The following is a 22,361-nucleotide window of genomic DNA, read 5'->3' as shown; positions in this document are numbered from 1 at the left end:
GGGCATGACTTTATCGTTTGGGAGTTTTGTGCGTGTGTGGGCGCTCCGGCGGCGCGGCAGGCGCGCACAGGGACTCGACCAGTCTCAGCGCCGGCAGCGACAGCTGGTCAAAGCGGCGCGCGCAGATCAGCAACTGCCGGTCGGCCCAGGTGTCGGTCAGCTTGAGGATGCGCAGCTTGCCTGCCTCCGCATGGCGTTCGGCCGCGATGGCCGGCACCACGGCCACGCCGACCCCGGCCTCCACCATGCGGCAGACCGCCTCAAAGCTGCGAAGCCGTATGCGGGTGCGCATGCGCAGCCCCAGGCGTTCGGCCTGCAGGTTCAGGTGCTGTTGCAGTGCGCTGTCCTCGCCCAGGCCGACGAAGTCATGGCTCAATGTTTGCCCGAACGGTATCTGGCGCTGGCGGCCGAAGCCGCTGCCGGCTGGAACCACCAGCACCAGCCGGTCGCGCCGGAAAGGTTTTGATTCAAGACTGGAGATGTCGGCGGAGTCGGCCACGATGCCGAGGTCGGCCACCTGGCCCAGCAACTGCGACACGATCAGGTGGCTGGGACGCTCTTCCAGGTCAACGTCGATGGCCGGATGGGTGTTGAGGAAATCCGCCAGCGCCTGCGGCAGGTAGTCGGTGATGGCGGCGGTGTTCGACAGCAAACGCACCTTGCCGGCCAGCCCGCCGGCATAGTCGCCGATCTCGCCGTGCATGCGCTCGATTTGCTGCAACACCAGCCGCGCATGGTGGGCCACGGCCAGGCCGGCCTTGGTCGGCTTCACGCCGGCGCGCAGGCGTTCCAGCAGCGGCACACCCAGGGCGTCTTCCATGCCGCGTATGCGTGCGCTGGCCGAGGCGAGCGCCAGGTGCGAGAGCTTGCTGCCCGCCGTGATGCTGCCGGTATCGACGGTGTGCAGAAACAGCCGAAGGTCGATGAGGTCAAAGCGAAGGGTGGCGGGCATGGGCTGCAGGCGTTTTAGCCTTCGGCAACGGCGAAGGCTGTGAACGGATATTACCGCTTGAGCGCCAGCGCGCCGCTGCGCAGAATCGGTGCATGAACTCGATGAACAACTTCGTGAGCGCAGGGAACGACACCCTCTTGATGGCCGCCGTCGCCGGCGTATTCCTGCTGGCCGGCCTCGTCAAGGGCGTGGTGGGCCTGGGGTTGCCGACGCTCTCCATGGGCTTGCTGGCCGGCGTGATGCCGCCTGCGCAGGCAGCCGTCATCCTGATCCTGCCTTCGTTGCTGACGAATGCCTGGCAGATGTGGGACGGCGCCGCGCTGGCAAGCCTGTTGCGGCGCCTGTGGCCGCTGCAGGCTGGCGTGATCGCCGGAACGTTGTGGGCACCGGTCAGCCTGGTCACCCTTGATGCGGACCTCGCCTCGGCAGGTCTGGGCGCCGCGCTGATCATTTATGCGCTGCTGGGGCTGTGCGCGCTGCCGCTGGTGGTCACGCCGCGCGGCGAGCGGGTTTCTTCCTTCGCTGCCGGCCTGGCGACCGGCGCCATCACCTCGGCCACCGGCGTGTTTGTCTTTCCGGCCGTGCCTTACCTGCAGGCCTTGTCGCTCAAGAAAGACGAGCTGGTGCAGGCGCTTGGCCTGTCTTTTACCGTGTCCACCGGCGCACTTTTTCTGCGCCTGGTGATGGAGGGCTCTTTTGCCATGGGCAGTATGCCGGGTGGCTGGAGTTTGCTGCTGCCATTGCCCGCCGCCTTGTTGGGCATGGTCGTCGGCCAGAAGCTGCGCGGGCGAGTGGGCGAGAAGGGTTTCAGGCGCCTGTTTTTCACCGGTCTGCTGCTGATAGGCGTTTACATGGTCACCCGCAGCGCGATGCGATAGCCACGCCGGTGCGATGGAAAACCACAGCGAGGTTTCGCAGGCTATGGAGGCGCTCCATGCCAAAGCCGCGCGTCTGGTCTTGCTGCTGGAACTCGCCGATGACCCGGTTTCCCCACTGTCCGAGGCCTCGTCCCTGCTGGACGACATTGACTCCTTGCGTGCGCTGCACCTGCGCGTGGTGATGCGCTCTCACGCACCGGTTTGAACAGGTTCCAAACCCCTGATTTTTACGCTTTCTTTATACCGGCTACCGGTCTTTCATCCCCGTTTTTACACGCTGACTCCGAAACTTCTTCCATCGTTTGTTTGTTGGAGAAAGTCATGGATCTCGCGTTTATTCTTGGCGCCGCCGCCCTCTGGGGTGTGATGGTCTTGCTGGTCTGGGGCTTCCAGAAGCTTGAAAAGCCCGAAGGAGGCCGCTCATGATCAGCCTCGACGTTTTGTACGGCTTTGGCGGTGTCTGCGCCGTCCTGCTGCTCACTTACCTCGTCTATGCGCTGATCTGCGCCGAGGAGTTTTGATGAGCAACGTGTCATGGGGGCTCCTCGCTCTCTTCCTCGGTGCGCTGCTGGTCACGGCCTGGTCGCTGGGTATCTGGCTGGCCCGCCTGTATTCCGGTAGCCTCCCCAACTGGATGCACAAGGCGGAAGCGCCGCTGTACCGCCTGGCCGGCACCTCGGCCGACGCCAACATGAAATGGTCGCAATACGCGTTGGCCTTGCTGGCCTTCAACGCGCTCGGCGTGCTGGCTGTCTATGCCCTGCAGCGCCTGCAGGTCTGGTTGCCGCTCAACCCTGCCGGCATGGCCGCGGTGACGCCCGACTCGGCCTTCAACACCGCCGTCAGCTTTGTCTCCAACACCAACTGGCAGGGCTATGCCGGTGAGTCCACCATGAGCTACCTCACGCAGATGTTGGTGTTGGCTGTGCAGAATTTCTTCTCCGCAGCCACCGGTATCGCCGTGGTGTTTGCGTTGTTCCGCGGTTTTGCCGCGCGCGCGACCGGCGCCATCGGCAACTTCTGGGTGGACATCACGCGCATCACGGCCTGGCTGCTGCTGCCGTTGTCGCTGGTGTTTGCCGTCTTTCTTGTGGGGCAGGGCGTCATCCAGAACTTTGATGCCTACAAAGACGTGAGCACACTGGAAGTGACCAGCTATCAGCAGCCGAAAAACGGCCCTGATGGCCAGGCGCTGAAAGACGACAAGGGCAATCCCGTGATGGAGGATGCCAAATCCGACAAGCAGACCCTGGCCATGGGCCCGGTCGCGTCTCAGGAAGCCATCAAGATGCTGGGCACCAACGGCGGCGGTTTCTTCAACGCCAACTCGGCCCACCCTTACGAAAACCCGACGGCGCTGAGTAATTTCTTTCAGATGCTGTCCATCTTCCTGATTCCGGCGGCGCTGTGCTTCGCCTTCGGCCGCGCGGTGGGCGACCAGCGCCAGGGCTGGGCCGTGCTCGCCGCCATGACGGTGATGTTTGTGATCGCGGTCGTGGCCATCACGCCCGCCGAGCAGGCCGGCAACCCGTTGCTCCCGCCTTTGGGTGTGGACCAGACGGCCAGCGCGCTGCAGGCCGGCGGCAATATGGAAGGCAAGGAAACCCGCTTCGGCATCAATGCCTCCAGCCTGTTTGCGGTCATCACGACGGCGGCTTCTTGTGGCGCAGTCAACGCCATGCATGATTCCTTCACGCCGCTGGGCGGCATGGTGCCCATGGTGATGATGCAGCTGGGCGAAGTGGTGTTCGGCGGCGTCGGCACGGGCCTTTATGGCATGCTGATCTTCGCCATCCTGGCGGTGTTCATCGCCGGCCTCATGATTGGCCGCACGCCGGAATACCTGGGCAAGAAGATCGAGGCGCATGAGATGAAGCTGACCTCAATCGCCATCCTGGTCACGCCTGTCCTGGTGCTGGCCGGCACCGCCATCGCCGTATTGGCCGGCGCAGGCAAGGCGGGCATTGCCAACCCCGGTGCGCACGGCTTTTCTGAAATCCTTTACGCGCTGAGCTCGGCCGGCAACAACAATGGCAGCGCCTTCGCGGGGCTGTCGGCCAACACGCCGTTCTACAACACGCTGCTGGGCATCGTGATGTGGCTGGGGCGCTTCGGCTTCATCGTTCCGGTGCTCGCCATTGCCGGTGCGCTGGCCACCAAGAAACGCCTGCCGGTTACGGCCGGCACCATGCCCACGCACGGCCCGCTGTTCGTGATGCTGTTGATAGGCACTGTGCTGCTGGTGGGCCTGCTCAATTACGTGCCCGCCCTGGCGCTGGGCCCGGTGGTCGAGCACCTGATGCTGTGGCCAGGCCAATAACCGCGAGGCTCAAAGAGAAACCCATATGAGTACCCAAAAAACTTTAATGCTGCTGGATCCCGCGCTGCTCAAGCCGGCCATCGTGGCTTCGTTCACCAAGCTGAGCCCGCGCGTGCAGTGGCGCAACCCCGTGATGTTTGTCGTCTACATCGGCAGCATTCTCACAACCTTGCTGGGCCTGCAAGCCCTGCAGGGCCAGGGCGAAGCGTCTGCCGGATTCATCTTTGCCGTGGCCGTCTGGCTGTGGTTCACCGTGCTGTTCGCCAACTTTGCCGAAGCGCTGGCCGAGGGCCGTAGCAAGGCACAAGCGGCGTCGCTGCGGAGCCTGAAAAAAAGCACCTGGGCCAAGAAGCTCAAGGAACCCCGGCATGGCGCCACGTTCCTGCCGCAAGAAGCTGAAAATCTCCGGAAAGGGGACGTGGTGCTGGTCGATGCCGGCGACATGATTCCGCTGGACGGAGAAGTGATTGAAGGCGTGGCCTCGGTCGACGAAAGCGCCATCACCGGCGAATCGGCCCCGGTGGTGCGCGAGTCGGGCGGCGACTTCTCCGCCGTGACCGGCGGCACGCGCGTGCTGTCAGACTGGCTGGTGGTGCGCATCACCGTCAACCCCGGCGAATCCTTCCTGGACCGCATGATCAGCATGGTCGAAGGTGCCAAACGCCAGAAGACGCCCAATGAAATCGCCTTGACGATTTTGCTGGTGGCGCTGACCATTGTTTTCCTGGTGGTTACTGTCACGTTGCTGCCGTTCTCCGTCTTCAGCGTGGGTGCGGTGGGGGCGGGCACGGTGGTGAGCATCACCGCACTGGTAGCGCTGCTGGTCTGCCTGATCCCGACCACGATTGGCGGCCTGCTGTCGGCCGTGGGTGTGGCCGGCATGAGCCGCATGATGCAGGCCAATGTCATCGCCACTTCGGGCCGCGCGGTCGAGGCTGCCGGCGACGTGGATGTGCTGCTGCTCGACAAGACCGGCACCATCACTCACGGCAACCGCCAGGCTTCAAGCTTTTTGCCCGCACCCGGCGTGTCTGAAAAAGTGCTCGCCACCTGCGCCATGCAGGCATCCTATGCCGACGAAACGCCGGAAGGCCGCAGCATCGTGGCTTTGGCCCTGAAGCTGGCCGTCAGCCAGTCGCCCATGCAGGCCGTGACCGAGGTTCCCTTTACTGCGCAAACCCGCATGAGCGGAATGGACGCCTTGAACCCCGATGGAAGCAAGCGGCAACTGCGCAAGGGCGCGGTCGATGCGATGCGCAAGCATGTGGAAGCACTGGGCGGCAGCGTCCCGTCTGAAGTCCTGCGTGCTTCAGATGACGTGTCGCGCCGCGGCAGCACGCCGCTGGCCGTGGCCGACGGCAGCACGGTACTGGGCATCGTGGAGCTGAAAGACATTGTCAAGGCCGGCATCAAGGAACGCTTCGGCGAGCTACGCCGCATGGGCATCAAAACGGTGATGATCACCGGTGACAACAAGCTCACGGCCGCCGCCATTGCCGCCGAGGCGGGCGTCGATGACTTCCTGGCAGAGGCCACGCCCGAAGACAAACTCAAGCTGATACGCCAGTACCAGGCCGAAGGCCGGCTGGTGGCGATGACGGGCGACGGCACCAACGACGCGCCGGCCCTGGCCCAGGCCGACGTGGCGGTCGCCATGAACAGCGGCACCCAGGCCGCCAAGGAAGCCGGCAACATGGTGGACCTCGACTCCAACCCCACCAAGCTGCTGGAGATTGTGGAAACCGGCAAGGCCCTGCTGATGACGCGTGGCTCGCTCACCACGTTTTCAATCGCCAACGATGTGGCCAAGTACTTCGCCATCATCCCGGCGATCTTTGTGACCACTTACCCGCAACTGGCTGCACTCAATGTGATGCGTCTGGGCAGTCCGTCGTCGGCGATTTTGTCGGCGGTGATTTTCAACGCCCTGATCATCATGTTCCTGATCCCGCTCGCGCTCAAAGGTGTGAAATACCGCGCTGTGGGCGCCGCTACGCTGCTGCGCCGCAACCTGCTTATTTACGGCCTGGGCGGTCTCATCGTGCCCTTTATCGGAATCAAGGCGATTGACTTGCTGCTGGTAGCAATGAACCTCGCCTGAACACCTGCATATCAAGGAATCCTCATGACAAATATTCTTCGCCCCGCAATTGTGATGTTCACCGTGCTGACCCTGGTCACCGGCGTGGCTTATCCCCTGGTGGTGACCGGCGCCGCGCAATCGTTGTTTCCGGCGCAGGCCGGCGGCAGCCTGATCCAGCGTGACGGCAAGGTTGTCGGCTCTTCGCTGATCGGGCAAAACTTCAGCGATCCCAAAAATTTCTGGGGCCGCCCATCGGCCACGGGGCCCATGCCTTACAACGCATCGGCTTCCAGCGGCTCCAACCAGGGCCCGCTGAATCCTGCGCTGGTCGACGCGGTCAAGGGCCGTGTCGAAGCGCTGAAAGCGGCCGATCCGGGCAACACGGCCCAGGTGCCGGTGGACCTGGTCACGGCGTCTGCCAGCGGGCTGGACCCGCACATCAGCCCGGCTGCGGCGCGCTACCAGGTGGCCCGTGTGGCCAAAGCGCGTGGCCTGGCGCTTGAGAAGGTTCAGGCCCTGGTCGGGCAGTACACCGAGCAGCCTTTGCTGAGCTTTCTGGGCGAGGCCCAGGTGAATGTGCTGCAACTCAACCTCGCGCTGGAAGCGCTTCGTTAAGAGAAATGTCCATGGACTCTGATCTTCTGCGGGTCTTGTGTGCGCTGGCCGCCTTTGGCGTGCCGCTGGCGGTGGCCTGGTGGATCGCGGGCCGCGGTGAAAGGCGGGAGTCCGGCATGCCAAAAGATGGCGAGTCAGGCGAACAGGAAAAACACACCCGGTGTTACCCTTTGCGAGGCGATCTTTGAAACTTTTGAATCACCCAGGAATAGCGCAACGGCATGGCCAGTTTTTCCGACTCCCGCCCTGACCCCGACGAACTCCTTGACCGTCTGCGCGGCGAGGAGGAAAAAGCGCGCCGGGGACGTTTGCGCATCTACTTCGGTGCCAGTGCCGGCGTGGGCAAGACCTACGCCATGCTCAGCGCCGCGCAGCGCGAGCGTAAGGCCGGGCGGGATGTATTGGTCGGTGTGGTCGAAACCCATGGCCGCAGTGAAACCATGGAACTGCTGACCGGGCTTGAGCAACTGCCCTTGCAGGAGGTAGCCTACCGCGGGCACAGGTTGAAAGAGTTCGACCTGGACGCGGCGCTGGCGCGCAAGCCGGCACTTCTGCTGGTCGACGAGCTCGCCCACAGCAATGTGGAGGGCTCGCGCCATGCCAAGCGCTGGCAGGATGTGCAGGAGCTGCTGGAAGCCGGCATCGACGTCTGGTCAGCGGTCAATGTGCAGCACCTGGAAAGCCTCAATGGCACGGTGGGTGCCATCACCGGCATACGCGTGCATGAAACGGTCCCGGACACGGTGCTGGACGGCGCCGATGAAATCATCCTGGTCGACGTCACGCCTGACGAACTGATGGCGCGGTTGAAAGCCGGCAAGGTCTACCTGCCGCAGCAGGCCGAGCGCGCGGCGCAGAATTTTTTCCGCAAAGGCAATTTGATCGCACTGCGCGAGATTGCATTGCGGCGCACGGCCGAGCATGTGGAAGACGACGTGCGCAGCTACCGCGTCGAAAAATCCATCGCCCCGGTCTGGAACACCGAAGGCGCCATCCTCGCCTGCATAGGCCCGCGTGAAGGCGCCGAGCAGACCGTGCGCACGGCGGCGCGCCTGGCCGGCCAGCTCAATGTGCGCTGGCATGCAGCGTATGTGGAAACGCCGCGCCTGCAGCTGTTGGAGGTTGCCAGGCGCGACCGCATCCTGGCCGTTATCCAGCTGGCCGAAGAACTGGGCGCGGCCACGGCGGTGCTGACCGGCAGCGATGCCGCGGCCGAACTGGTGGCGCAGGCACAGCAGCTCAATTGCGCCACGCTGGTGGTGGGGCGCCCGCAGCTGCCGGGCTGGCGCGCGCTGTGGGCCGGCTCCACCATGACGCGCCGGCTGGCGACATTGGCGCCCACACTGGACATTGTGGAGGTGGGCCATGCCGACAGTGCGCGGCGGCTGGCGCGCGCCGTGCAGCGTTCTGCCGACGATGATGCCGCCGCGGCCTGGCAGGAGAGCCTGCCGCGATACGCATGGGCAATGGCTGGTAGCGCCGCAGTCACCTTGCTGGCTTTGCCTTTGCTCAGATTTTTTGACCTCGCCAACATCGTGATGCTGTTTCTGCTCGGTACGGTGCTGGTGGCGCTGAAGTTCGGGCGCGGGCCGGCAGCGCTGGCGGCTTTCCTCAATGTGGCGGCGTTTGACTTTTTCTTTGTGCCGCCCCGCCTGTCGTTTGCCGTCAGCGATGTGCAGTACCTGTTGACATTTTCCGTCATGCTGATGGTGGGGCTGCTAACCGGGCAACTCACGGCAGGCCTGCGTTTTCAGGCGCGCATTGCGGCCGGCCGCGAGCGCCGCGCGCAGTCGCTGTTCGAGCTCACGCGCGACCTGTCGGCGGCGCTGCTGAGTGAGCAGGTCATGGAACTCGGCGAAGCGGCCGCGCAGCGCAACTTCGGCGGGCAGGCGCTGGTGATGGTGACCGACAGCCACGACCAGTTACTGCCGCCCGCCAAACCGCCCGCGGATTTTGACGCCAGCGTGGCCGACTGGGTGTTCCGCAACGAACAGCCGGCGGGGCTGGCCACCGCCACCTTGTCGGCCCAGGCATGGCATTACATCCCGCTCAAGGCGCCGATGCGCGTGCGCGGCGTGCTGGCGCTCAAGCCTGCGCAGGCGCGCTGGCTGCTGATTCCCGAGCAGATGCAGCAGCTCGAAACCCTGGCGCGGCAGATCGCCATCGCGCAGGAGCGCGTGCACTATGTGGAGGTGGCCCAGCAGGCGGTGGTGCAGATGGAGTCCGAGAAATTGCGCAACATGCTGCTCGCGGCGATTTCGCACGATGTGCGCACGCCGTTGACTGCGTTGATCGGCCTGGCCGACTCCCTGCAGCGCACGGCGCCGCCGCTCAGTAGCGAACAGTCGCAGGCGGCGCGCGCCATCGCCGGCGAAGCGCGGCACCTGAGCGCGCTGGTCAACAACCTGCTGGACATGGCGCGGCTGCAAAGCGGTGCCGTTAACCTGAGGAGCGAATGGCAGTCTGTCGAGGAAATTGTCGGTTCGGCGATCCGCCAGGCGCAGCACGCGCTGGCCGGCAAGGCTGTCACGGCGGCGCTACCCGCCGATCTGCCGCTGGTCGAATTTGACGCGGTGCTGATGGAGCGCGTGCTCGCCAACCTGCTGGAAAACGCCGCCAAGTACGGGCGGTCGCCTATAGAAATCAGCGCAGAGGCGACGGAGCAGGCGCTGATGCTGGCGGTGCGTGACCACGGGCCCGGCCTGCCCGCCACCCTCAAGGGCCGCGAGCACGAGCTGTTCGAGAAGTTCACGCGCGGCGAGACCGAATCGGCCACGCCGGGCGTGGGGCTGGGCCTGGCCATCTGCCAGGCGGTGGTGCAGGCGCACCGCGGGCAGATCACAGCCGCCAATGCGCCGGGCGGTGGTGCAGAATTCACCATCACCCTGCCGCGCCGCCCGCCGCCGCAGGGCCTGCCCGAAACCGCCTGATCTTTCTTCCTCTTTGCCCATGTCCCACCCCACACCCGTTGCCGTTGTGATTGAAGACGAGCCGCAGATACGCCGCTTTGTGCGCGCGGCGCTGGAGGCCGAAGGCTGGCAGGTGTTCGAGGCGGACACCGGCAAGCGCGGGTTGACCGAGGCCGGCACGCGCAAGCCCGACCTGCTGGTGTTGGACCTTGGCTTGCCCGACGGCGACGGGCTGGAGGTGATTCGCGACGTGCGCGGCTGGTCGGCCGTGCCGATTGTGGTGCTGTCGGCGCGCGCCGATGAGGCCGACAAGATCGCCGCGCTGGACGCCGGCGCCGACGACTACCTGACCAAACCCTTCGGCGTGGGCGAACTGCTGGCCCGTGTGCGCGCCAACCTGCGCCGCCCGCGCGCTGCCAGCGCTGACGGAACGCCTGACGAGCCGCTTTTTACCTTTGGCGATGTGGTGGTGGACCGCCAGGCGCGGCTCGTGCGCCGCGGCGGCGTGGAGGTGCACCTCACGCCGATCGAATACCGCCTGCTCACCGTGTTGATGACCAACGCCGGGCGGGTGCTGACGCATCGCCAGCTGTTGCGCGAAGTGTGGGGCCCTGCCCATGCCGGGCAAAATCACTACCTGCGCATCTACATGGGCCACCTGCGCCAGAAGCTCGAGGCCGATCCGGCGCAGCCCAAACACCTGCTCACGGAAACGGCTGTGGGATACCGCCTTTGGGTGGCCTGAGAGCCGTACCCGGTGGCATTTAAGTGCCAAATACGCCTGTAGCCCACGAATAACCTGCGCGAGCAGCTATAAAATAGATAGCAAATGACTGAACCTCTCAAACCCGGCCCGAGGCCTGTCGGCGCCGCCGTACGAATCCAGAAAGCCGCGCCGGCAGCGACTGCACTAGGCGCACCGGCCCCCACCGTGCGGCTGAACAAGCGCATGGCCGAGCTGGGCCTTTGCTCTCGCCGTGAAGCTGATGACTGGATCGCCCGCGGTTGGGTGCGTGTGAACGGTGCACCGGCCGTCATGGGGCAGCCGGTGGCCGTGGACGCACGTATCGAGATCGACCGCCAGGCCGAGCAGCAGCAGCGCCAGCAGGTCACCATCCTGATCAACAAGCCGGTCGGTTATGTCAGCGGCCAGGCCGAAGACGGGCATGAACCGGCCGTGGTGCTGGTGCAGCCGCAAAACCGCTGGCGTGAATGCAACAGCCGCATGCGCTGGGGCCATGAGCAGTTGCGCGGACTGGCGCCGGCCGGACGGCTGGACATTGACTCCATCGGGTTGCTGGTGCTGACGCAGGACGGCCGCGTGGCGCGCCAGCTCATCGGCGAAGACTCGGAGATCGAAAAAGAGTATTTGGTGCGCGTTAGCTACAGAACCGAAAAAGGGGACGAAACGGCCAACGTGCAGGCTTTGTTCCCGCGCGAAAAACTGGCGCTGCTGAACCACGGCCTGAGCCTGGACGGGCAGGCACTCAAGCCCGCGCAGGTGTCATGGCAAAACCCGGAGCAGCTGCGTTTTGTGCTCAAGGAAGGCAAAAAGCGCCAGATTCGCCGCATGTGCGAGCAGGTGGGCCTCTTTGTCACCGGCCTGAAGCGCGTGCGCATCGGCAATGTCAACCTGGGCCACCTGCCGGTCGGCCAATGGCGCTACCTGGCACCGCACGAGCACTTCTAGTCTGCCCTGTCAGGCTCTGCCCGTCCTGTGGGCCGTGCGTCCCTCTGTCCTACCCGGATGCGCGTCAACGGATGGCAGTTTCCCGTAGGCCAAAGCCTAAAGTGGGTTGTATGGCACTAATTACTTACCTGGTAGAAGACAACGAAATCGTTCTTGAGAACCTGATAGAGGCGCTCAAGGAGATTGCCGCTGTCCAGGTAACGGGCCACGGCGCCACCCAGACCGAGGCCACCCGCTGGCTGAAGCTGCACAACGGTGAGTGGCATCTGGCCATCGTGGACCTTTTCCTGAAGGAAGGCAGCGGGCTGGGCGTGCTCGCAGGCTGCCGCAACCGTGAGCCCTACCAGAAGGTGGTCGTCCTGAGCAACTACGCGACGGATGAAATCCGCAGGCGCGCCGCCGAACTCGGGGCTGATGCGGTGTTCGACAAGTCCAGTGAGCTCGAGGGCCTGTTTGACTATTGCCAGGAGCAAACGACCTTGCACTAGGTGGGGATCAAGGGCGCGTACTCTTGGCATTCCCCCTGGAACGGCGCGCTGAAAGGTGGCATCTTGCGGTCTGGTGGCTCGTCTTAGCCACCAACACCGTAGTTCTTCTGCTATTAAATTAATAGCTGATTGCGCTGGTCCTGCTTGGCTTAACGCCATTTTTTCCTTATAAAACTGCTGCGGTGGAACGACCCGCTGGCGCATGGGCTCCCATAGCGCCACAATCGCGCCATGAGCACACCAGAACGGCCTGACGCCACGGCCACCATCCCCAAACCCGGGTCTTTCAGGTTGCCGACCTGGCTACATGTTTCCGACATCCAGGGGCTGGCCCAGCTTGCCACGCAGGCCACCCTGGGCGTCACGGGCCTGGCAGAAACCGTGCAGGGCAATGTGTACAAAGCCGTTGCCGCACCGTTTGGCCTGCTGGGTTCAAGGTTTGTCGACAGTGCGCCGGGAAGCAGCGGTGTCAAGCCTTCCGGCATCACGGGCTGGGTCTACGGCAGCATCAGGGGCGTCACGCGGCTGGCTGGTGGGGCGGCCAATGCGGTGTTGTCGCGCGCAGTGCCGCTGGCCGGCGCGCAGGCTTCTTCGCCGCAGCGCGAGGCCATGCTTTCGGCCCTGAACGGCGTCCTGGGAGACCTGCTGCTGGACACGGGCAACCCGTTGGCTATCCACATGAGCTTGCGCCATGAAGGCCAGCCGCTGGTGCTGGACCCAGAGGCGCTGGCTGCGCGGCTGCCGCGCGCGACGGGAAAGATTCTGGTGATGGTTCACGGGCTGTGCATGAATGACCTGCAGTGGTGCGGCAACAGCGCGCTGCCGCAGGGCCATGGCGGCCAGCTGGCGCGTGACCTCGGTTACACACTGGTATACCTGCACTACAACACGGGGCTGCATACCTCGGCCAATGGCGAGCAATTGGCCGGCCTGTTGCAGCAGCTGGTCAAGGCCTGGCCGCAGCCGGTGCAGGACGTGACGCTGCTGGTGCACAGCATGGGCGGCCTGGTGGCGCGCAGCGCCTGTCACCACGCAGCCCAGGCGGGCCACAGCTGGCTGCAGCAGCTCAAGGCCATGGTGTTTTTGGGAACACCCCATCACGGCGCGCCGCTGGAGCGTCTGGGCAGCTGGGTCGACGGCGTACTGGGCAGCAACCTGGTGACGCGGCCCTTCGCCAGGATCGGCCAGGTGCGCAGTGCCGGCATCACTGACTTGCGCCACGGCAACGTGCTGGAAGCCGATTGGCGGCAGGCGGGGCGTTTTGAGCGTGGCCCCGACGTGCGGGAGGTCGTGCCCCTGCCCGCGGGCGTGGATTGTTATGCGGTCGCCGCCACCACGCTGTCAGCCGGCCGCGGCCCCCTGGTCCCGGTCAGGGAGGCACTGGCGCGCAAGATGGTGGGCGATGGGCTGGTGTCGCTGGAAAGCGCCCTGGGCCTGCATGAAGAGGCGGCCCGCACGCTGGCGTTTGCGCCGGAAAACCAGTGGGTGGCGCAGGGCATGAACCACATGGAATTGCTGGGCCGCCCCGAGGTGACGCGCCAGCTGGTGCAATGGTTGGGCCGCTAGCCTTCCTGGCGGCCGGGGGTTTTACGCAATCTGGTCAGGGGGTGACCAGGCTCACACTGACGGGCCAGCTGAAGTTGGAGGCCGAGGCGTCTGCGCCGGGTTTGCGTTCCTTCAGGCTGAAGGCGTGTTGCAGTGCCAGTTCAAAACGGCCGGGACGCAGTGCGCAGACCCGGTAGCCGCCATCGGCAGCCTCAACGCGGGTGCCCGTGCTGCCGCTGACGTTCAGCTGCCAGCCCGCTACCTGCTGCTGATTAAGCTGCAAGTCCATGCAGAAGCCCTTGCCCAGGGTCGATACCAACACCATGCGCTGTGTGGCGGAAATGAGGGATCCCGTGGTGTCGGCAGAAAGCAGGGCTGCCGGGTGGCTGTTTTCCAGGATACGAAGCACAGCTGGAATGACGATGGCGAAATCCAGCTTTGTGCTGGCTTGGGGTTTGTCAACACTCAGCATCTCGCCAGCTCGTGAACTCTGCGGTATGCAGAACATGGCCACCAGCAGCGCCGACAGCGCCATGAGGCGGCTGAAAGACATTGGGTAGGTGCTGCAGGAGGACACGGAGCTGAGCCTGTGAAGTGATTAAGTACGCCTCAATAGTAACTAAATTGATAAAAGTGATGCAAGACATTAATGCCAGCAAATGTGTGACTTATTTACCGGTTTATTCGGTTTTTCAGCAAATTTCAGTTTGATTTTGATTGTTTCATCAAATTCCTGCCAGACGAACCCATCGATTTGTCAATTTTTGAGTTTTCCGAGGGCTGCCGCGGCCCCGAGCTCAGACGTTCTGAGTCTTGACGCAGCTATCTCAGCTCACACGGGCTCTCCGTGGAGTGGAGGCGGTGTTTTCAGCGTTCGCGCTGCACGGCGAAGTCGAGTGAATTGGTTTGGCGTACCAGAATGACGGTCTTCGCAGGATCGCGAAGAACCGGGCTCCAGGGCAGCGGGACGTTGTCTGGAGAAACTTCGATCAAATGCTCTCCGGCTGCCACGTAGGGAAACTCGTAGCGGCCCTGGCTGTCGGTTCGTGTCACATAGCGCCGGTCGAGGATGACGGTGACGCCAGGCACGCCGCCTTCAGACGCTTCCCTGCGGCCATTGCTGTCTGCGTCGAAAAACACCGTGCCTGTGAGCCCGCCGGAGCCGGTTCCGGGCAGGCCGCCTAGCGGTGCTGTGGAGGTGCCGGCCCGGTCCTCGTAGCGCAGCAGCAGCTGGATGCTGCGGTTGGTCTGGGTGGTTGCAATGGCCTGCTGCGTTGCTGCCGTCAGGGCCGAGACCACCAGTGCCGGAAGCGGCTCCTGGCCACGTGACTCGGTATACCGGAGGGAAAGCGTCCAGCCGCCATAAGGCTGCCAGCTCACGCCGACGTTTGCATTGACCGACTCGCCTCCGTCGCTGCGGCGCGCACCTCGCACCGACCCATCCAGCGACCATTGCGACCACGGCGACAGGGTGCCGAGAATGCCCCAGATCAGCCCGGTAGTGGGACTCACATTGCCGCTCATCCGCTCCCATGCCAGCGACGTGCCGAAGGTGGCCGGCAAGACAACCGGCCAGCTTTGGTCTACCCCGAGCCGGGTCGTCCGGACGCCGGATGCGTTGGCCAGGTCGGCGCGCCATTGGGTTTGGCCCCAGTCGCTGGCGCGACTCCAGGACAGCTGCGCCGACTGGCCGGGGCTGGTGATGGTGCGAAAGCTCAGCGCCGCGCCCACCGAGTTGCGCGAATCGAGCAGATAGCGGCCGTTGACGTTGATAAAAGCACTGCGTCCCGACGCACCGCTGCCTGCGCCGGCACGGCTCACGCTGTCACTCAGCTCGACCGCATACCCGGCTTGCCACTGCCGGGTAGAGGTGTCGGCCTGCCAGTAGACGCCTTGCAGGTCGCTGGCGAGAACTGTTGTGCCCCAGCGCAAATTGGGTTCAAAGCGGAAAACACCGGCCGTGTTGCGCCAGCGTTCGGTTCGCCATGCGGCATCCAGCCAGAGGCCGGTTGCGACGCCGCCCTGCGTGCTGTCACTGCGTACCACGTTGGCCTGCATGCGCAAGCCGCCGATGCGCTCACTGGGCGACCCATAGCCGGTAGCCAGGCCCGGGCCCCACGGCGCTGCGCCTTCCCAGGACGCAGCAGCAAAGTAAGCGCGGGTGTTCAGTGCGTTGCCGAAGCCCGCGCCGTCCGAAATGTTTTTGCCGTCGATCAGCTGGAATGCGGCGTCAGTGCGGCTTCCCGCCCCCAGTGCATCCCCGGTGGGCAGGCGAAATTGCGCACCGGCAGACCCGATGCTGCCGCCGGAGGTCTGGAACCCGGCGGCATCCAGCCCGCTAAAGAGGCCGGTACGTCCCGCGGCTGCGTTCAGGTCTACGGCGTCGTTCAGGTACCACTGCCCACCAATACCCCGGATGGGCGTAGCCGGCACCGATACCCTCCCGGTACCGCGGGCCAGCCGGGTGCTGACGGTATTGATGTCACCCGCGTTGTGGTTGGCAAACCAGCCGTCGTCCAGCGGCAGGGCGCGCTGATCAATGCGCCAGGTGCTGCCGCTGTTTTGGGCCTGGTTGCCCGGCGCATTCGATTGCTGCTGGACCAGGTTGGCATTGACCGAGAGTGCGCCGTGGTTCGGTGTGTCCACGAAGCCGCCTATGCCCAACGCGCGGGAGGTTGTGTCGCCGCCGCCGCTTTGTTTGAACAGGGAGTAATCAACACGCCAGCTGCGCGGCCAGCCGGCTTCGTTGTATTCGCTGGACTTCAGCTGCAGGGCGCCGTCAGGATCCGGCACGCCCTCCATGACACGGTCTACATAAGGCTGATCGGTAGCGGGTGTGGCGGTTGCCTGCGCCAGGGCCGTAGCCGTTGCAAATCCGGCGCCAAGCCCCACGAGGCCGATGCGCCACCACTTCGGTGGGAAGGAAGAAGGGATGATCGGCGTGTGCGCCCGTCGCTTCATGGGGCGAAGCGCTGCTCAATACTTTGTGTTTGGCCTTTGCCCCACTCGAGCTTGCCGCGCACCGTGACGGGATAGCGGATTTGCGCGGCGGTGTCCTGGTCTCCCGGCCTTGTGGCACTCAGCGAAATCGTGCGCGTTTCGCCGGGAAGTATGGGGGTGTTGGCAGGTGAGAATTCCAATGAGGTGTTGGACGCATCGGTGCCGTTCAGAAAACCGGTGATACGGCCGTGGGCGGTGCCGCTGTTGCGGATCTGCAGGACCGGTGTGGGCTTGCCATTCACGGTCTGGACGCCCGAGCCGGCGACGCTCAGCTCTGGTGTGGCGCCGCCGATGGCAACGTAGACCACCACGCCGAGACGGGCGGAAAAAGGAATGGGCGGGCCCGACTCCATGCGGGTGACCTGTTCCTGGCCTTCCAGCATGATGGCAAAACGGCATTCACCGGGCTTTGCGTCGGGCGGCACGTTGACCTCAAAACGAAACCGGTAAGGGCGCCCACCCGCGACGGTGAGTTCGCGCCGCTCGATGGACACCCATGGGCGGCAGCTGCCGGGCCCCAACTCCTCAGTGAAAGTGACGGAGTTGTCCATGCCAAACCGCCAGTCCGCTGTCTTGATGCTGAACGTGTTGGCAATTGAGGAGGCATTGGTTATTTCCATGACCTGGCGGATTCGCTCGCCTGGTTTGACTTCAAGCTCAAACCGGGGAGGCGACACTGCCAATGCAAATTCGCTTGCCGTCGCGACAGGTGCAATCAGGGCAAAGGCCAAGCCAAGAAAGCCAGCGGCATACCGCGGCATGGCAGGCAATTGGAGACGGGTCATGGCGTATCTACCTCGAAATAAAACTGCAGGGCCTGGGAAGACGTCAGCGCGCGCCCATCTGTTCTGAGAAGCAGCTCAACGGTTTCTTCCAGGGAAGCTGCACTGACGACACCGTCGAAGATCAGGGTGCGCCCGCCGGAGCGCAGTGAGCCAGGCAGCAAACGCCCCTGGGTTCGCCAGGTGACAAAGATGGGCTCGCCCGCGACTGGGGCAAGTCCCATGTAAAGCCTGACCGGCTGGTTCAGCCAGCGAGAGAGGTTCAGGCGCAGGGCGACCCGCAGGCTGGCCTCCACGGAGTTGTCGGCACCGCGGCCGGGAACCAGTTGCCGCCAGCGCATGGGGACGACGCTCTGGGTCGCGACGGTGCCGGTGTCATCCACGCGGGTCGTGGTGGCGGCTGCGTGTTGCGCAGTCAGCACGTTGGCAAGCAGCAGGAGGGCGGCAAATCCGATGAGGTGTGACAGGCTGACCGGTCTTTTCATCATCATGGGGAGGTCAGGGTGTAGCTGACGCGGCCGGTAAAGGTGCCCGAACCCACCAGTTGGGTATTGGCGTAGTTGAACTGCAGGCAGCTTTCAAACCAGGTGTTGCGTGTAACGCTGAGCAGCGTTTGTGATGCACCGCCTACAAACGTTCCGCTGGGGATGGTGGCGGTTGGGTCTGATGCGCCGCCGGAAACCCAGGAGATCGTATTGAACGGAATGGTGTCGCCCGTGGCATTGACCAGAGAGGCCGGTGCGGTGGCGGTGAGTGTGGCGTTGGCGCCGGTGCCTGGTGTGCGGTAAAAGCCGCCGACGTAAACCTGCGCGGGCACCGTGCAAAAGGCAAAGCTGTCATAAGGGCTGGCCGTAACGGTGCTGTCGGTTGTCATGGCGCTGGTGCCGGCTCCGATGTTGGCCGCTGGAATGGTGACCGAAACGCGATTGATGGTGGAATTGTTGCCGGGCGTGCCCCCTGTACTGAAATTGCCGCCGGTCATGGTTCCGGCGCCTACCTGCAAAAACAATGACTTGGTGCCTGCTGTGATGGTGACGACAAAGGCCTGGGCGCCCACGCATGCCAACGCGCTGCCTGACAATGTGACGATGCGCAGCATTGGCAACACACTGCTGCGAGTGGGCAGGAGGAGCTTTGATGGTGCGCGCATAAGTGTCACTTTACGCTAACTGACAAGCATTAACAAAAAAAGCCCCGTCAGACGGGGCCTCCATTCAAGCGCTCATGTGGCGCTGCTTACATCTGGGTGGCGGTGTAAGTGACGCGGCCACCATTGGCAGATGTGCCGTAGGTACCAGCCGCAGGCAGCGTGGAGTTCAGGTAGGTGTAAGTCCACTTGCCTTCGACGCGAACCAGCCTGTTGGTGGCGGTCAAACTGGTCAACGTGCCAGCTCCACCGGTCGCGTTGAACGTGGGATGGGTAATGGCGGCGTTGGTAAAGCCGGGTGTGGTGGCTGCCAGTGCGGCGCTGGCCACACTGATCTGGCTCCAGGGGATTGCTTCGGCGGCGACACCGGTCGTCAACTGGCCGGTGGTGTTTGAATTGAGGTTGATGTTGCCACCGTTGCCATAAACACGCACTGTCACGGCACCTGCGGTCAGGTCGCCGCCGACACCGGCGATCACGGTGCTGTCGCCCACATTGGCGCCGGGCACAGTAAAGGAAATACTGTTGATGGTGCCATCGGTAGCCGTGTTGCCACTGCTGGTGCCGACGCGCAGGAACAGCACTTGCGGAATCACGATCGACATGTCCACGCGCGCGTTGGCTGTGGAGCCGGTCACCGCGGCTGGGACGTATGTGGATTCCGCATGGGCGGTAGCGCTGAACAGGCCAGTCAAGCCCAGGGTGCTGACAAGAAGGAGTTTTTTCATGATGGTTCCTAAGGGATAAATGGTTAAGGGTTAAGTTACATCTGCGTGGCGGTATAGGTAACACGACCACCGTTGGTGGAAGTGCCATAGGTGCCGGCTGCGGGAAGGGTGGCGTTGAGGTAGGTGTAAGTCCACTTGCCTTCGACGCGAACCAGCCTGTTGGTGGCGGTCAAACTGGTCAACGTGCCAGCTCCACCGGTCGCGTTGAACGTGGGATGGGTAATGGCGGCGTTGGTAAAGCCGGGTGTGGTGGCTGCCAGTGCGGCGCTGGCCACACTGATCTGGCTCCACGGAATTGTTTGGCCGGTGGCGTTTGTGAGCGGACCGGTGGTGTTTGAGTTCAGGTTGATGTTGCCACCGTTGCCATAAACACGCACTGTCACGGCACCTGCGGTCAGGTCGCCGCCGACACCGGCGATCACGGTGCTGTCGCCCACATTGGCGCCGGGCACAGTAAAGGAAATACTGTTGATGGTGCCATCGGTAGCCGTGTTGCCGCTGCTGGTGCCGACGCGCAGGAACAGGACCTGCGGGATGACGATTGAAAAGTCCAGGCGCGCAGTGGCTGTTGAACCAGTTACTGCGGGCGTGGTGAATGTGGACTCTGCATGGGCCGGTACGGCCAACAAGCCAGCGAGGCTCAAGGCGCTTACTAAAACAATTTTCTTCATTAAGTTTCTCCAGATCATGGTGATGAGGTGAATCGGGTGTTCAGGCTTTTTTTGAACGTGAGTGGACTGTAACTAGGCGTTTCGAAAAAAGGTGGCTTTACATTCGTAACGCGGGCGACAAATGGTAAATACGTCACGCTTAAGTCATTGAAAACAATGGATTTATGCGAAATGGCGACAAGAAAGAAGCCTGCTGAGAGAGGTGTAACGAAAGCCGATGGTCGCTAACTGTGAGATATTTCCCAAATTACTGTAACGAGTCAGAAACAAATTACCGTCACCTGCTCGGCGGATGTTTTTCTCTGCTTTTCGCGAAGCAGTACGGTTGCTTGAGGGGTGGCGCTCTGCTCTTGTGTGAGCGATGAGCGGTGGCATTGGTCGATGAGCCCGTAGAACGCGCTGCTTGAAGCTCCAGCTCGAAGCGGGCATTCAAGCGATCACGAGAGAAGGGAGCTTGGTTTGAGCAGGTTGCCTGCGCCCCTAACGAGAAGGTCTGGCGCGCGAAGCTTGTGAGGGTCTTTGTCCGTGGAAGCGATGAGTGCGCCGCTGGGATCGCGTGCTGCATTCGCAGGCGCGCAGACAACACAGCAGCAGAGGCTGGATCGCTGATCTGTTGGCTGTGTAGCGTGCGAAGAGTTATCGGCAGAACTGCAACGCTCAGTGTCGGCGTCACGGTAGATGCTGTGGGGACGTGTATTCCAGGGGCGCCAGCAGGTCGCCGTTCCTTTTGCGGAGATGGCGGTCAGGCGGTCAGGCGCGTAGCCGCACGCATGCTGATTGCCAACAGCAGCTTGAAGGCCGGATTCGCGAGGCGCGGAGCGAAGATGGGGCGGTGCGTCGCCTGCCGCTACCAGGAAATGGTCAATTCAACCGGGTCGCGGGAATTCATGGGTTTGCCCGCCACCACAGCCAGGCGGCTACCTGCGGCGGAATCAGACATGGTGTTCATGCGTTGCGTCTGACCGCTTCTATTGGTCGATGCGGCAGCAATGGCCTGAATATCCACGGTCGCCGGGCAACTGATGCGCAAGGTACCGGCCTGGCCGTCTGGCTGGCCGCGATGGGTGCAGCGATGGTCTGCCGTGACGGCTTCGCTGAAACTGCGCAGCATGATGGTCACACCAAAGGAGCCGGAACTGGTTTGCGCCTGGGCTGCACCGTGAATCCCGAGCAGGGACTGGGCGGCCAGGACGGCGATAAAAGCAAATTTGATGGTTTTCATGGTGCAACTCCTTAAAACTATCAGTTGTTGCAGTCATGCTATCGAATTTATTAATTTGAATCAATTGGTAAAAGTCACCTCATAACTGTTAATTAGTGACATTTCACACAAATTGATTTTTTAATTTGATTTATTCATTTAATTGATGAAATCCCAATTTTATTGGGGTTTTCTTCAGTATGAGGGGTGTCAGCCTCAATTGGGGCGCGACAGGGCTGTGGAATGCTGCCCTTATTGGGCATAAAAACAGCAAAGCGCCCGGCGGCAGGCGCTTGCTAATAGCGCGCCAGGGATGCGCGCTGGCCGTTAGTGTTAATAGGTGACGGTGACCGTAACCCCGGTCTGGGTGGCAGTGCAGGTGGCTGTGGAACAGGTGCCCGCCTGGCCGGCTGCAATGGTGCCTGTCACCGTATAGGGCTGAGCCCGGCCATCGCCCGTTGCGCTTGCACTGCTGAGTGCCAACGTGTAGTTGAGACCCAGCAATGTGCCCGCTGCCGGCGATAGCGCCAGGGCATAACTGGTGCCGCGAGTGCAGTCGACCGTGAAGTTCATGGTACTGGTCTGGGGGGTGGGCGCAAAAGAGATGTAGTTCAGCGTCAGTGTGGACGGAGAAATGGCGCCCGGGGCCGTATTGCCTGCAGCCACCTGCCCCACAAAGCATTGGGCGATGATGCTCACGGTGGGTGTAAAGGTCGTGGTGGCAACGACGGGGCCGGCAGTGGCTAGCTGAAGGGTCGTGATAAAGGTTTCGTCATAAATGCCTGCCGTGTTTCCGGTTTGTCCGGCCACCACGCGGAAGTTGTAGGTCAGGGTGGTGCTGGCGCTTAGCGCAGCGCCAAAATTCAAGGTCCCATTCACCCGCCCGGTGCCGGTATTGACCCAGTCGGTCGTGGTCGCATTCTTGTAGATATTGACATCGAGCCGGTCGGCATTGATGGTGCCGCCGCCGTGACGGAAAACCCGGCGGGAGAGGCCCGTGCGGCTGCCGTAATCAATGCTGACCCAATAAGTGGTGCTGTTGGCGTCCGTCGACAGCCGGGTGCAGTTCACGGTGATGGTGCCGCTGGCATTGGCGGCGGCGGCCCCGTTGGTGTAATTGAGGTCTACAGACGTGGCTGCGAGTGTGCAGGTAATGGCTGCTTTAGCTTGCAGCGCGCAGGTGCACAGCAGGGCTGCCAGGGCAATGCGCAATGCGTAAGAGACAATCATCGATGGGCTCCGTTAATCGCCCGGGCCTTCGCTGGCGGGACGACTTCTAACTGCTGATGGTAACGTTTTGTAGCAGTACTGTGCATGGTGCCGTATTGCGTCGTTCCCGTGGGTACTGGTGT

22 protein-coding genes are annotated in these 22,361 nt (G+C 63.1%); 12 read left to right on the top strand and 10 right to left on the bottom strand.

The features are described 5' to 3' along the window. Positions 1-10: 10 nt before the first annotated feature. On the bottom strand, positions 11-952 hold the full coding sequence (locus ACXJKE_RS14865) for a LysR substrate-binding domain-containing protein (protein ID WP_457281371.1): 942 nt from the start codon (positions 950-952) through the stop codon (positions 11-13). Positions 953-1,044: 92 nt separating this feature from the next. On the opposite strand from ACXJKE_RS14865, the gene ACXJKE_RS14860 reads away from it, so the two are divergent. The 12 genes from ACXJKE_RS14860 (at position 1,045) to ACXJKE_RS14805 (ending at position 13,501) form a co-directional block, all read left to right on the top strand. Further along, positions 1,045-1,830 (top strand): sulfite exporter TauE/SafE family protein, encoded by a 786-nt coding sequence (locus tag ACXJKE_RS14860; RefSeq protein ID WP_457281370.1) that lies wholly within the window; start codon positions 1,045-1,047, stop codon positions 1,828-1,830. Positions 1,831-1,843: 13 nt separating this feature from the next. Further along, positions 1,844-2,035 (top strand): hypothetical protein, encoded by a 192-nt coding sequence (locus ACXJKE_RS14855; protein ID WP_457281369.1) that lies wholly within the window; start codon positions 1,844-1,846, stop codon positions 2,033-2,035. Positions 2,036-2,252: 217 nt separating this feature from the next. After that, the gene (locus ACXJKE_RS14850; RefSeq protein ID WP_457281368.1) at positions 2,253-2,351 is read left to right on the top strand and encodes a potassium-transporting ATPase subunit F; all 99 of its coding nucleotides are present in this window, start codon (positions 2,253-2,255) and stop codon (positions 2,349-2,351) included. Then, positions 2,351-4,150: a potassium-transporting ATPase subunit KdpA gene (kdpA, locus tag ACXJKE_RS14845; RefSeq protein WP_457281367.1), complete on the top strand. Its 1,800-nt coding sequence runs from the start codon at positions 2,351-2,353 to the stop codon at positions 4,148-4,150. Before ACXJKE_RS14850 ends, kdpA begins: the two co-directional genes overlap by 1 nt. Before the next feature lie 25 nt (positions 4,151-4,175). Continuing rightward, positions 4,176-6,251: a potassium-transporting ATPase subunit KdpB gene (gene kdpB / locus ACXJKE_RS14840; protein ID WP_457281366.1), complete on the top strand. Its 2,076-nt coding sequence runs from the start codon at positions 4,176-4,178 to the stop codon at positions 6,249-6,251. Between the two features lie 24 nt (positions 6,252-6,275). Then, the gene (gene kdpC / locus ACXJKE_RS14835; protein ID WP_457281365.1) at positions 6,276-6,848 is read left to right on the top strand and encodes a potassium-transporting ATPase subunit KdpC; all 573 of its coding nucleotides are present in this window, start codon (positions 6,276-6,278) and stop codon (positions 6,846-6,848) included. 11 nt (positions 6,849-6,859) lie between these two features. Beyond that, positions 6,860-7,036 (top strand): hypothetical protein, encoded by a 177-nt coding sequence (locus ACXJKE_RS14830; protein WP_457281364.1) that lies wholly within the window; start codon positions 6,860-6,862, stop codon positions 7,034-7,036. 33 nt (positions 7,037-7,069) lie between these two features. Next, positions 7,070-9,778 carry a DUF4118 domain-containing protein gene (locus ACXJKE_RS14825; RefSeq protein WP_457281363.1) on the top strand — a complete coding sequence of 903 codons (2,709 nt, stop codon included), beginning with the start codon at positions 7,070-7,072 and terminating at the stop codon, positions 9,776-9,778. A gap of 19 nt (positions 9,779-9,797) precedes the next feature. After that, positions 9,798-10,502 (top strand): two-component system response regulator KdpE, encoded by a 705-nt coding sequence (gene kdpE / locus ACXJKE_RS14820; RefSeq protein ID WP_457281362.1) that lies wholly within the window; start codon positions 9,798-9,800, stop codon positions 10,500-10,502. Positions 10,503-10,586: 84 nt separating this feature from the next. Continuing rightward, the gene (locus ACXJKE_RS14815; RefSeq protein ID WP_457281361.1) at positions 10,587-11,447 is read left to right on the top strand and encodes a pseudouridine synthase; all 861 of its coding nucleotides are present in this window, start codon (positions 10,587-10,589) and stop codon (positions 11,445-11,447) included. A gap of 110 nt (positions 11,448-11,557) precedes the next feature. After that, positions 11,558-11,935 (top strand): response regulator, encoded by a 378-nt coding sequence (locus tag ACXJKE_RS14810; protein WP_457281360.1) that lies wholly within the window; start codon positions 11,558-11,560, stop codon positions 11,933-11,935. 231 nt (positions 11,936-12,166) lie between these two features. After that, complete coding sequence (locus tag ACXJKE_RS14805) at positions 12,167-13,501, top strand: esterase/lipase family protein (protein WP_457281359.1); 1,335 nt, start codon at positions 12,167-12,169, stop codon at positions 13,499-13,501. A gap of 34 nt (positions 13,502-13,535) precedes the next feature. On the opposite strand, the gene ACXJKE_RS14800 is transcribed toward ACXJKE_RS14805, so the two are convergent. From ACXJKE_RS14800 to ACXJKE_RS14760, 9 genes are all read right to left on the bottom strand, one after another. Continuing rightward, the gene (locus tag ACXJKE_RS14800) at positions 13,536-14,033 is read right to left on the bottom strand and encodes a hypothetical protein (protein ID WP_457281358.1); all 498 of its coding nucleotides are present in this window, start codon (positions 14,031-14,033) and stop codon (positions 13,536-13,538) included. A gap of 314 nt (positions 14,034-14,347) precedes the next feature. Continuing rightward, entirely contained in the window at positions 14,348-16,441 is a 2,094-nt protein-coding gene (locus tag ACXJKE_RS14795) for an SdrD B-like domain-containing protein (protein WP_457281357.1), read from the bottom strand. Then, a complete protein-coding gene (locus tag ACXJKE_RS14790; RefSeq protein WP_457281356.1) occupies positions 16,438-17,265 on the bottom strand; it encodes a COG1470 family protein in 828 nt (275 codons plus the stop codon). Before ACXJKE_RS14790 ends, ACXJKE_RS14795 begins: the two co-directional genes overlap by 4 nt. Then, positions 17,262-17,753, bottom strand: a complete 492-nt coding sequence (locus tag ACXJKE_RS14785; RefSeq protein WP_457281355.1) for a hypothetical protein — start codon at positions 17,751-17,753, stop codon at positions 17,262-17,264. Before ACXJKE_RS14785 ends, ACXJKE_RS14790 begins: the two co-directional genes overlap by 4 nt. Continuing rightward, a complete protein-coding gene (locus tag ACXJKE_RS14780; RefSeq protein ID WP_457281354.1) occupies positions 17,750-18,412 on the bottom strand; it encodes a hypothetical protein in 663 nt (220 codons plus the stop codon). The genes ACXJKE_RS14785 and ACXJKE_RS14780 overlap by 4 nt, the downstream gene beginning before the upstream one ends. Before the next feature lie 86 nt (positions 18,413-18,498). Continuing rightward, on the bottom strand, positions 18,499-19,137 hold the full coding sequence (locus ACXJKE_RS14775; protein WP_457281353.1) for a hypothetical protein: 639 nt from the start codon (positions 19,135-19,137) through the stop codon (positions 18,499-18,501). A 35-nt stretch (positions 19,138-19,172) separates the two neighbouring features. Continuing rightward, positions 19,173-19,808, bottom strand: coding sequence for a hypothetical protein (locus ACXJKE_RS14770; RefSeq protein WP_457281352.1), 636 nt, complete (start codon positions 19,806-19,808; stop codon positions 19,173-19,175). Between the two features lie 847 nt (positions 19,809-20,655). Continuing rightward, a complete protein-coding gene (locus ACXJKE_RS14765) occupies positions 20,656-21,030 on the bottom strand; it encodes a hypothetical protein (RefSeq protein ID WP_457281351.1) in 375 nt (124 codons plus the stop codon). A gap of 312 nt (positions 21,031-21,342) precedes the next feature. Beyond that, positions 21,343-22,239, bottom strand: a complete 897-nt coding sequence (locus tag ACXJKE_RS14760; RefSeq protein WP_457281350.1) for a hypothetical protein — start codon at positions 22,237-22,239, stop codon at positions 21,343-21,345. Between the last annotated feature and the right edge of the window lie 122 nt (positions 22,240-22,361).

It is taken from the genome of Polaromonas sp. P5_D5 (assembly GCF_054049435.1).
This window is presented reverse-complemented; position numbering and strand designations above follow the sequence as displayed.

What these genes read in the sequence shown, in the direction of transcription:
- ACXJKE_RS14810 (WP_457281360.1), top strand. Translation starts at nt 11,558, where the DNA reads ATGGCACTAATTACTTACCTGGTAGAAGACAACGAAATCGTTCTTGAG.
- ACXJKE_RS14800 (WP_457281358.1), bottom strand. Translation starts at nt 14,033, where the DNA reads ATGTCTTTCAGCCGCCTCATGGCGCTGTCGGCGCTGCTGGTGGCCATG.
- ACXJKE_RS14780 (WP_457281354.1), bottom strand. Translation starts at nt 18,412, where the DNA reads ATGCGCGCACCATCAAAGCTCCTCCTGCCCACTCGCAGCAGTGTGTTG.
- kdpA (WP_457281367.1), top strand. Translation starts at nt 2,351, where the DNA reads ATGAGCAACGTGTCATGGGGGCTCCTCGCTCTCTTCCTCGGTGCGCTG.
- ACXJKE_RS14865 (WP_457281371.1), bottom strand. Translation starts at nt 952, where the DNA reads ATGCCCGCCACCCTTCGCTTTGACCTCATCGACCTTCGGCTGTTTCTG.
- ACXJKE_RS14775 (WP_457281353.1), bottom strand. Translation starts at nt 19,137, where the DNA reads ATGAAAAAACTCCTTCTTGTCAGCACCCTGGGCTTGACTGGCCTGTTC.
- ACXJKE_RS14825 (WP_457281363.1), top strand. Translation starts at nt 7,070, where the DNA reads ATGGCCAGTTTTTCCGACTCCCGCCCTGACCCCGACGAACTCCTTGAC.
- ACXJKE_RS14785 (WP_457281355.1), bottom strand. Translation starts at nt 17,753, where the DNA reads ATGATGATGAAAAGACCGGTCAGCCTGTCACACCTCATCGGATTTGCC.
- ACXJKE_RS14770 (WP_457281352.1), bottom strand. Translation starts at nt 19,808, where the DNA reads ATGAAGAAAATTGTTTTAGTAAGCGCCTTGAGCCTCGCTGGCTTGTTG.
- ACXJKE_RS14805 (WP_457281359.1), top strand. Translation starts at nt 12,167, where the DNA reads ATGAGCACACCAGAACGGCCTGACGCCACGGCCACCATCCCCAAACCC.
- ACXJKE_RS14850 (WP_457281368.1), top strand. Translation starts at nt 2,253, where the DNA reads ATGATCAGCCTCGACGTTTTGTACGGCTTTGGCGGTGTCTGCGCCGTC.
- ACXJKE_RS14860 (WP_457281370.1), top strand. Translation starts at nt 1,045, where the DNA reads ATGAACTCGATGAACAACTTCGTGAGCGCAGGGAACGACACCCTCTTG.
- ACXJKE_RS14790 (WP_457281356.1), bottom strand. Translation starts at nt 17,265, where the DNA reads ATGACCCGTCTCCAATTGCCTGCCATGCCGCGGTATGCCGCTGGCTTT.
- ACXJKE_RS14815 (WP_457281361.1), top strand. Translation starts at nt 10,587, where the DNA reads ATGACTGAACCTCTCAAACCCGGCCCGAGGCCTGTCGGCGCCGCCGTA.
- ACXJKE_RS14795 (WP_457281357.1), bottom strand. Translation starts at nt 16,441, where the DNA reads ATGAAGCGACGGGCGCACACGCCGATCATCCCTTCTTCCTTCCCACCG.
- kdpB (WP_457281366.1), top strand. Translation starts at nt 4,176, where the DNA reads ATGAGTACCCAAAAAACTTTAATGCTGCTGGATCCCGCGCTGCTCAAG.
- ACXJKE_RS14765 (WP_457281351.1), bottom strand. Translation starts at nt 21,030, where the DNA reads ATGAAAACCATCAAATTTGCTTTTATCGCCGTCCTGGCCGCCCAGTCC.
- kdpE (WP_457281362.1), top strand. Translation starts at nt 9,798, where the DNA reads ATGTCCCACCCCACACCCGTTGCCGTTGTGATTGAAGACGAGCCGCAG.
- ACXJKE_RS14830 (WP_457281364.1), top strand. Translation starts at nt 6,860, where the DNA reads ATGGACTCTGATCTTCTGCGGGTCTTGTGTGCGCTGGCCGCCTTTGGC.
- ACXJKE_RS14760 (WP_457281350.1), bottom strand. Translation starts at nt 22,239, where the DNA reads ATGATTGTCTCTTACGCATTGCGCATTGCCCTGGCAGCCCTGCTGTGC.
- ACXJKE_RS14855 (WP_457281369.1), top strand. Translation starts at nt 1,844, where the DNA reads ATGGAAAACCACAGCGAGGTTTCGCAGGCTATGGAGGCGCTCCATGCC.
- kdpC (WP_457281365.1), top strand. Translation starts at nt 6,276, where the DNA reads ATGACAAATATTCTTCGCCCCGCAATTGTGATGTTCACCGTGCTGACC.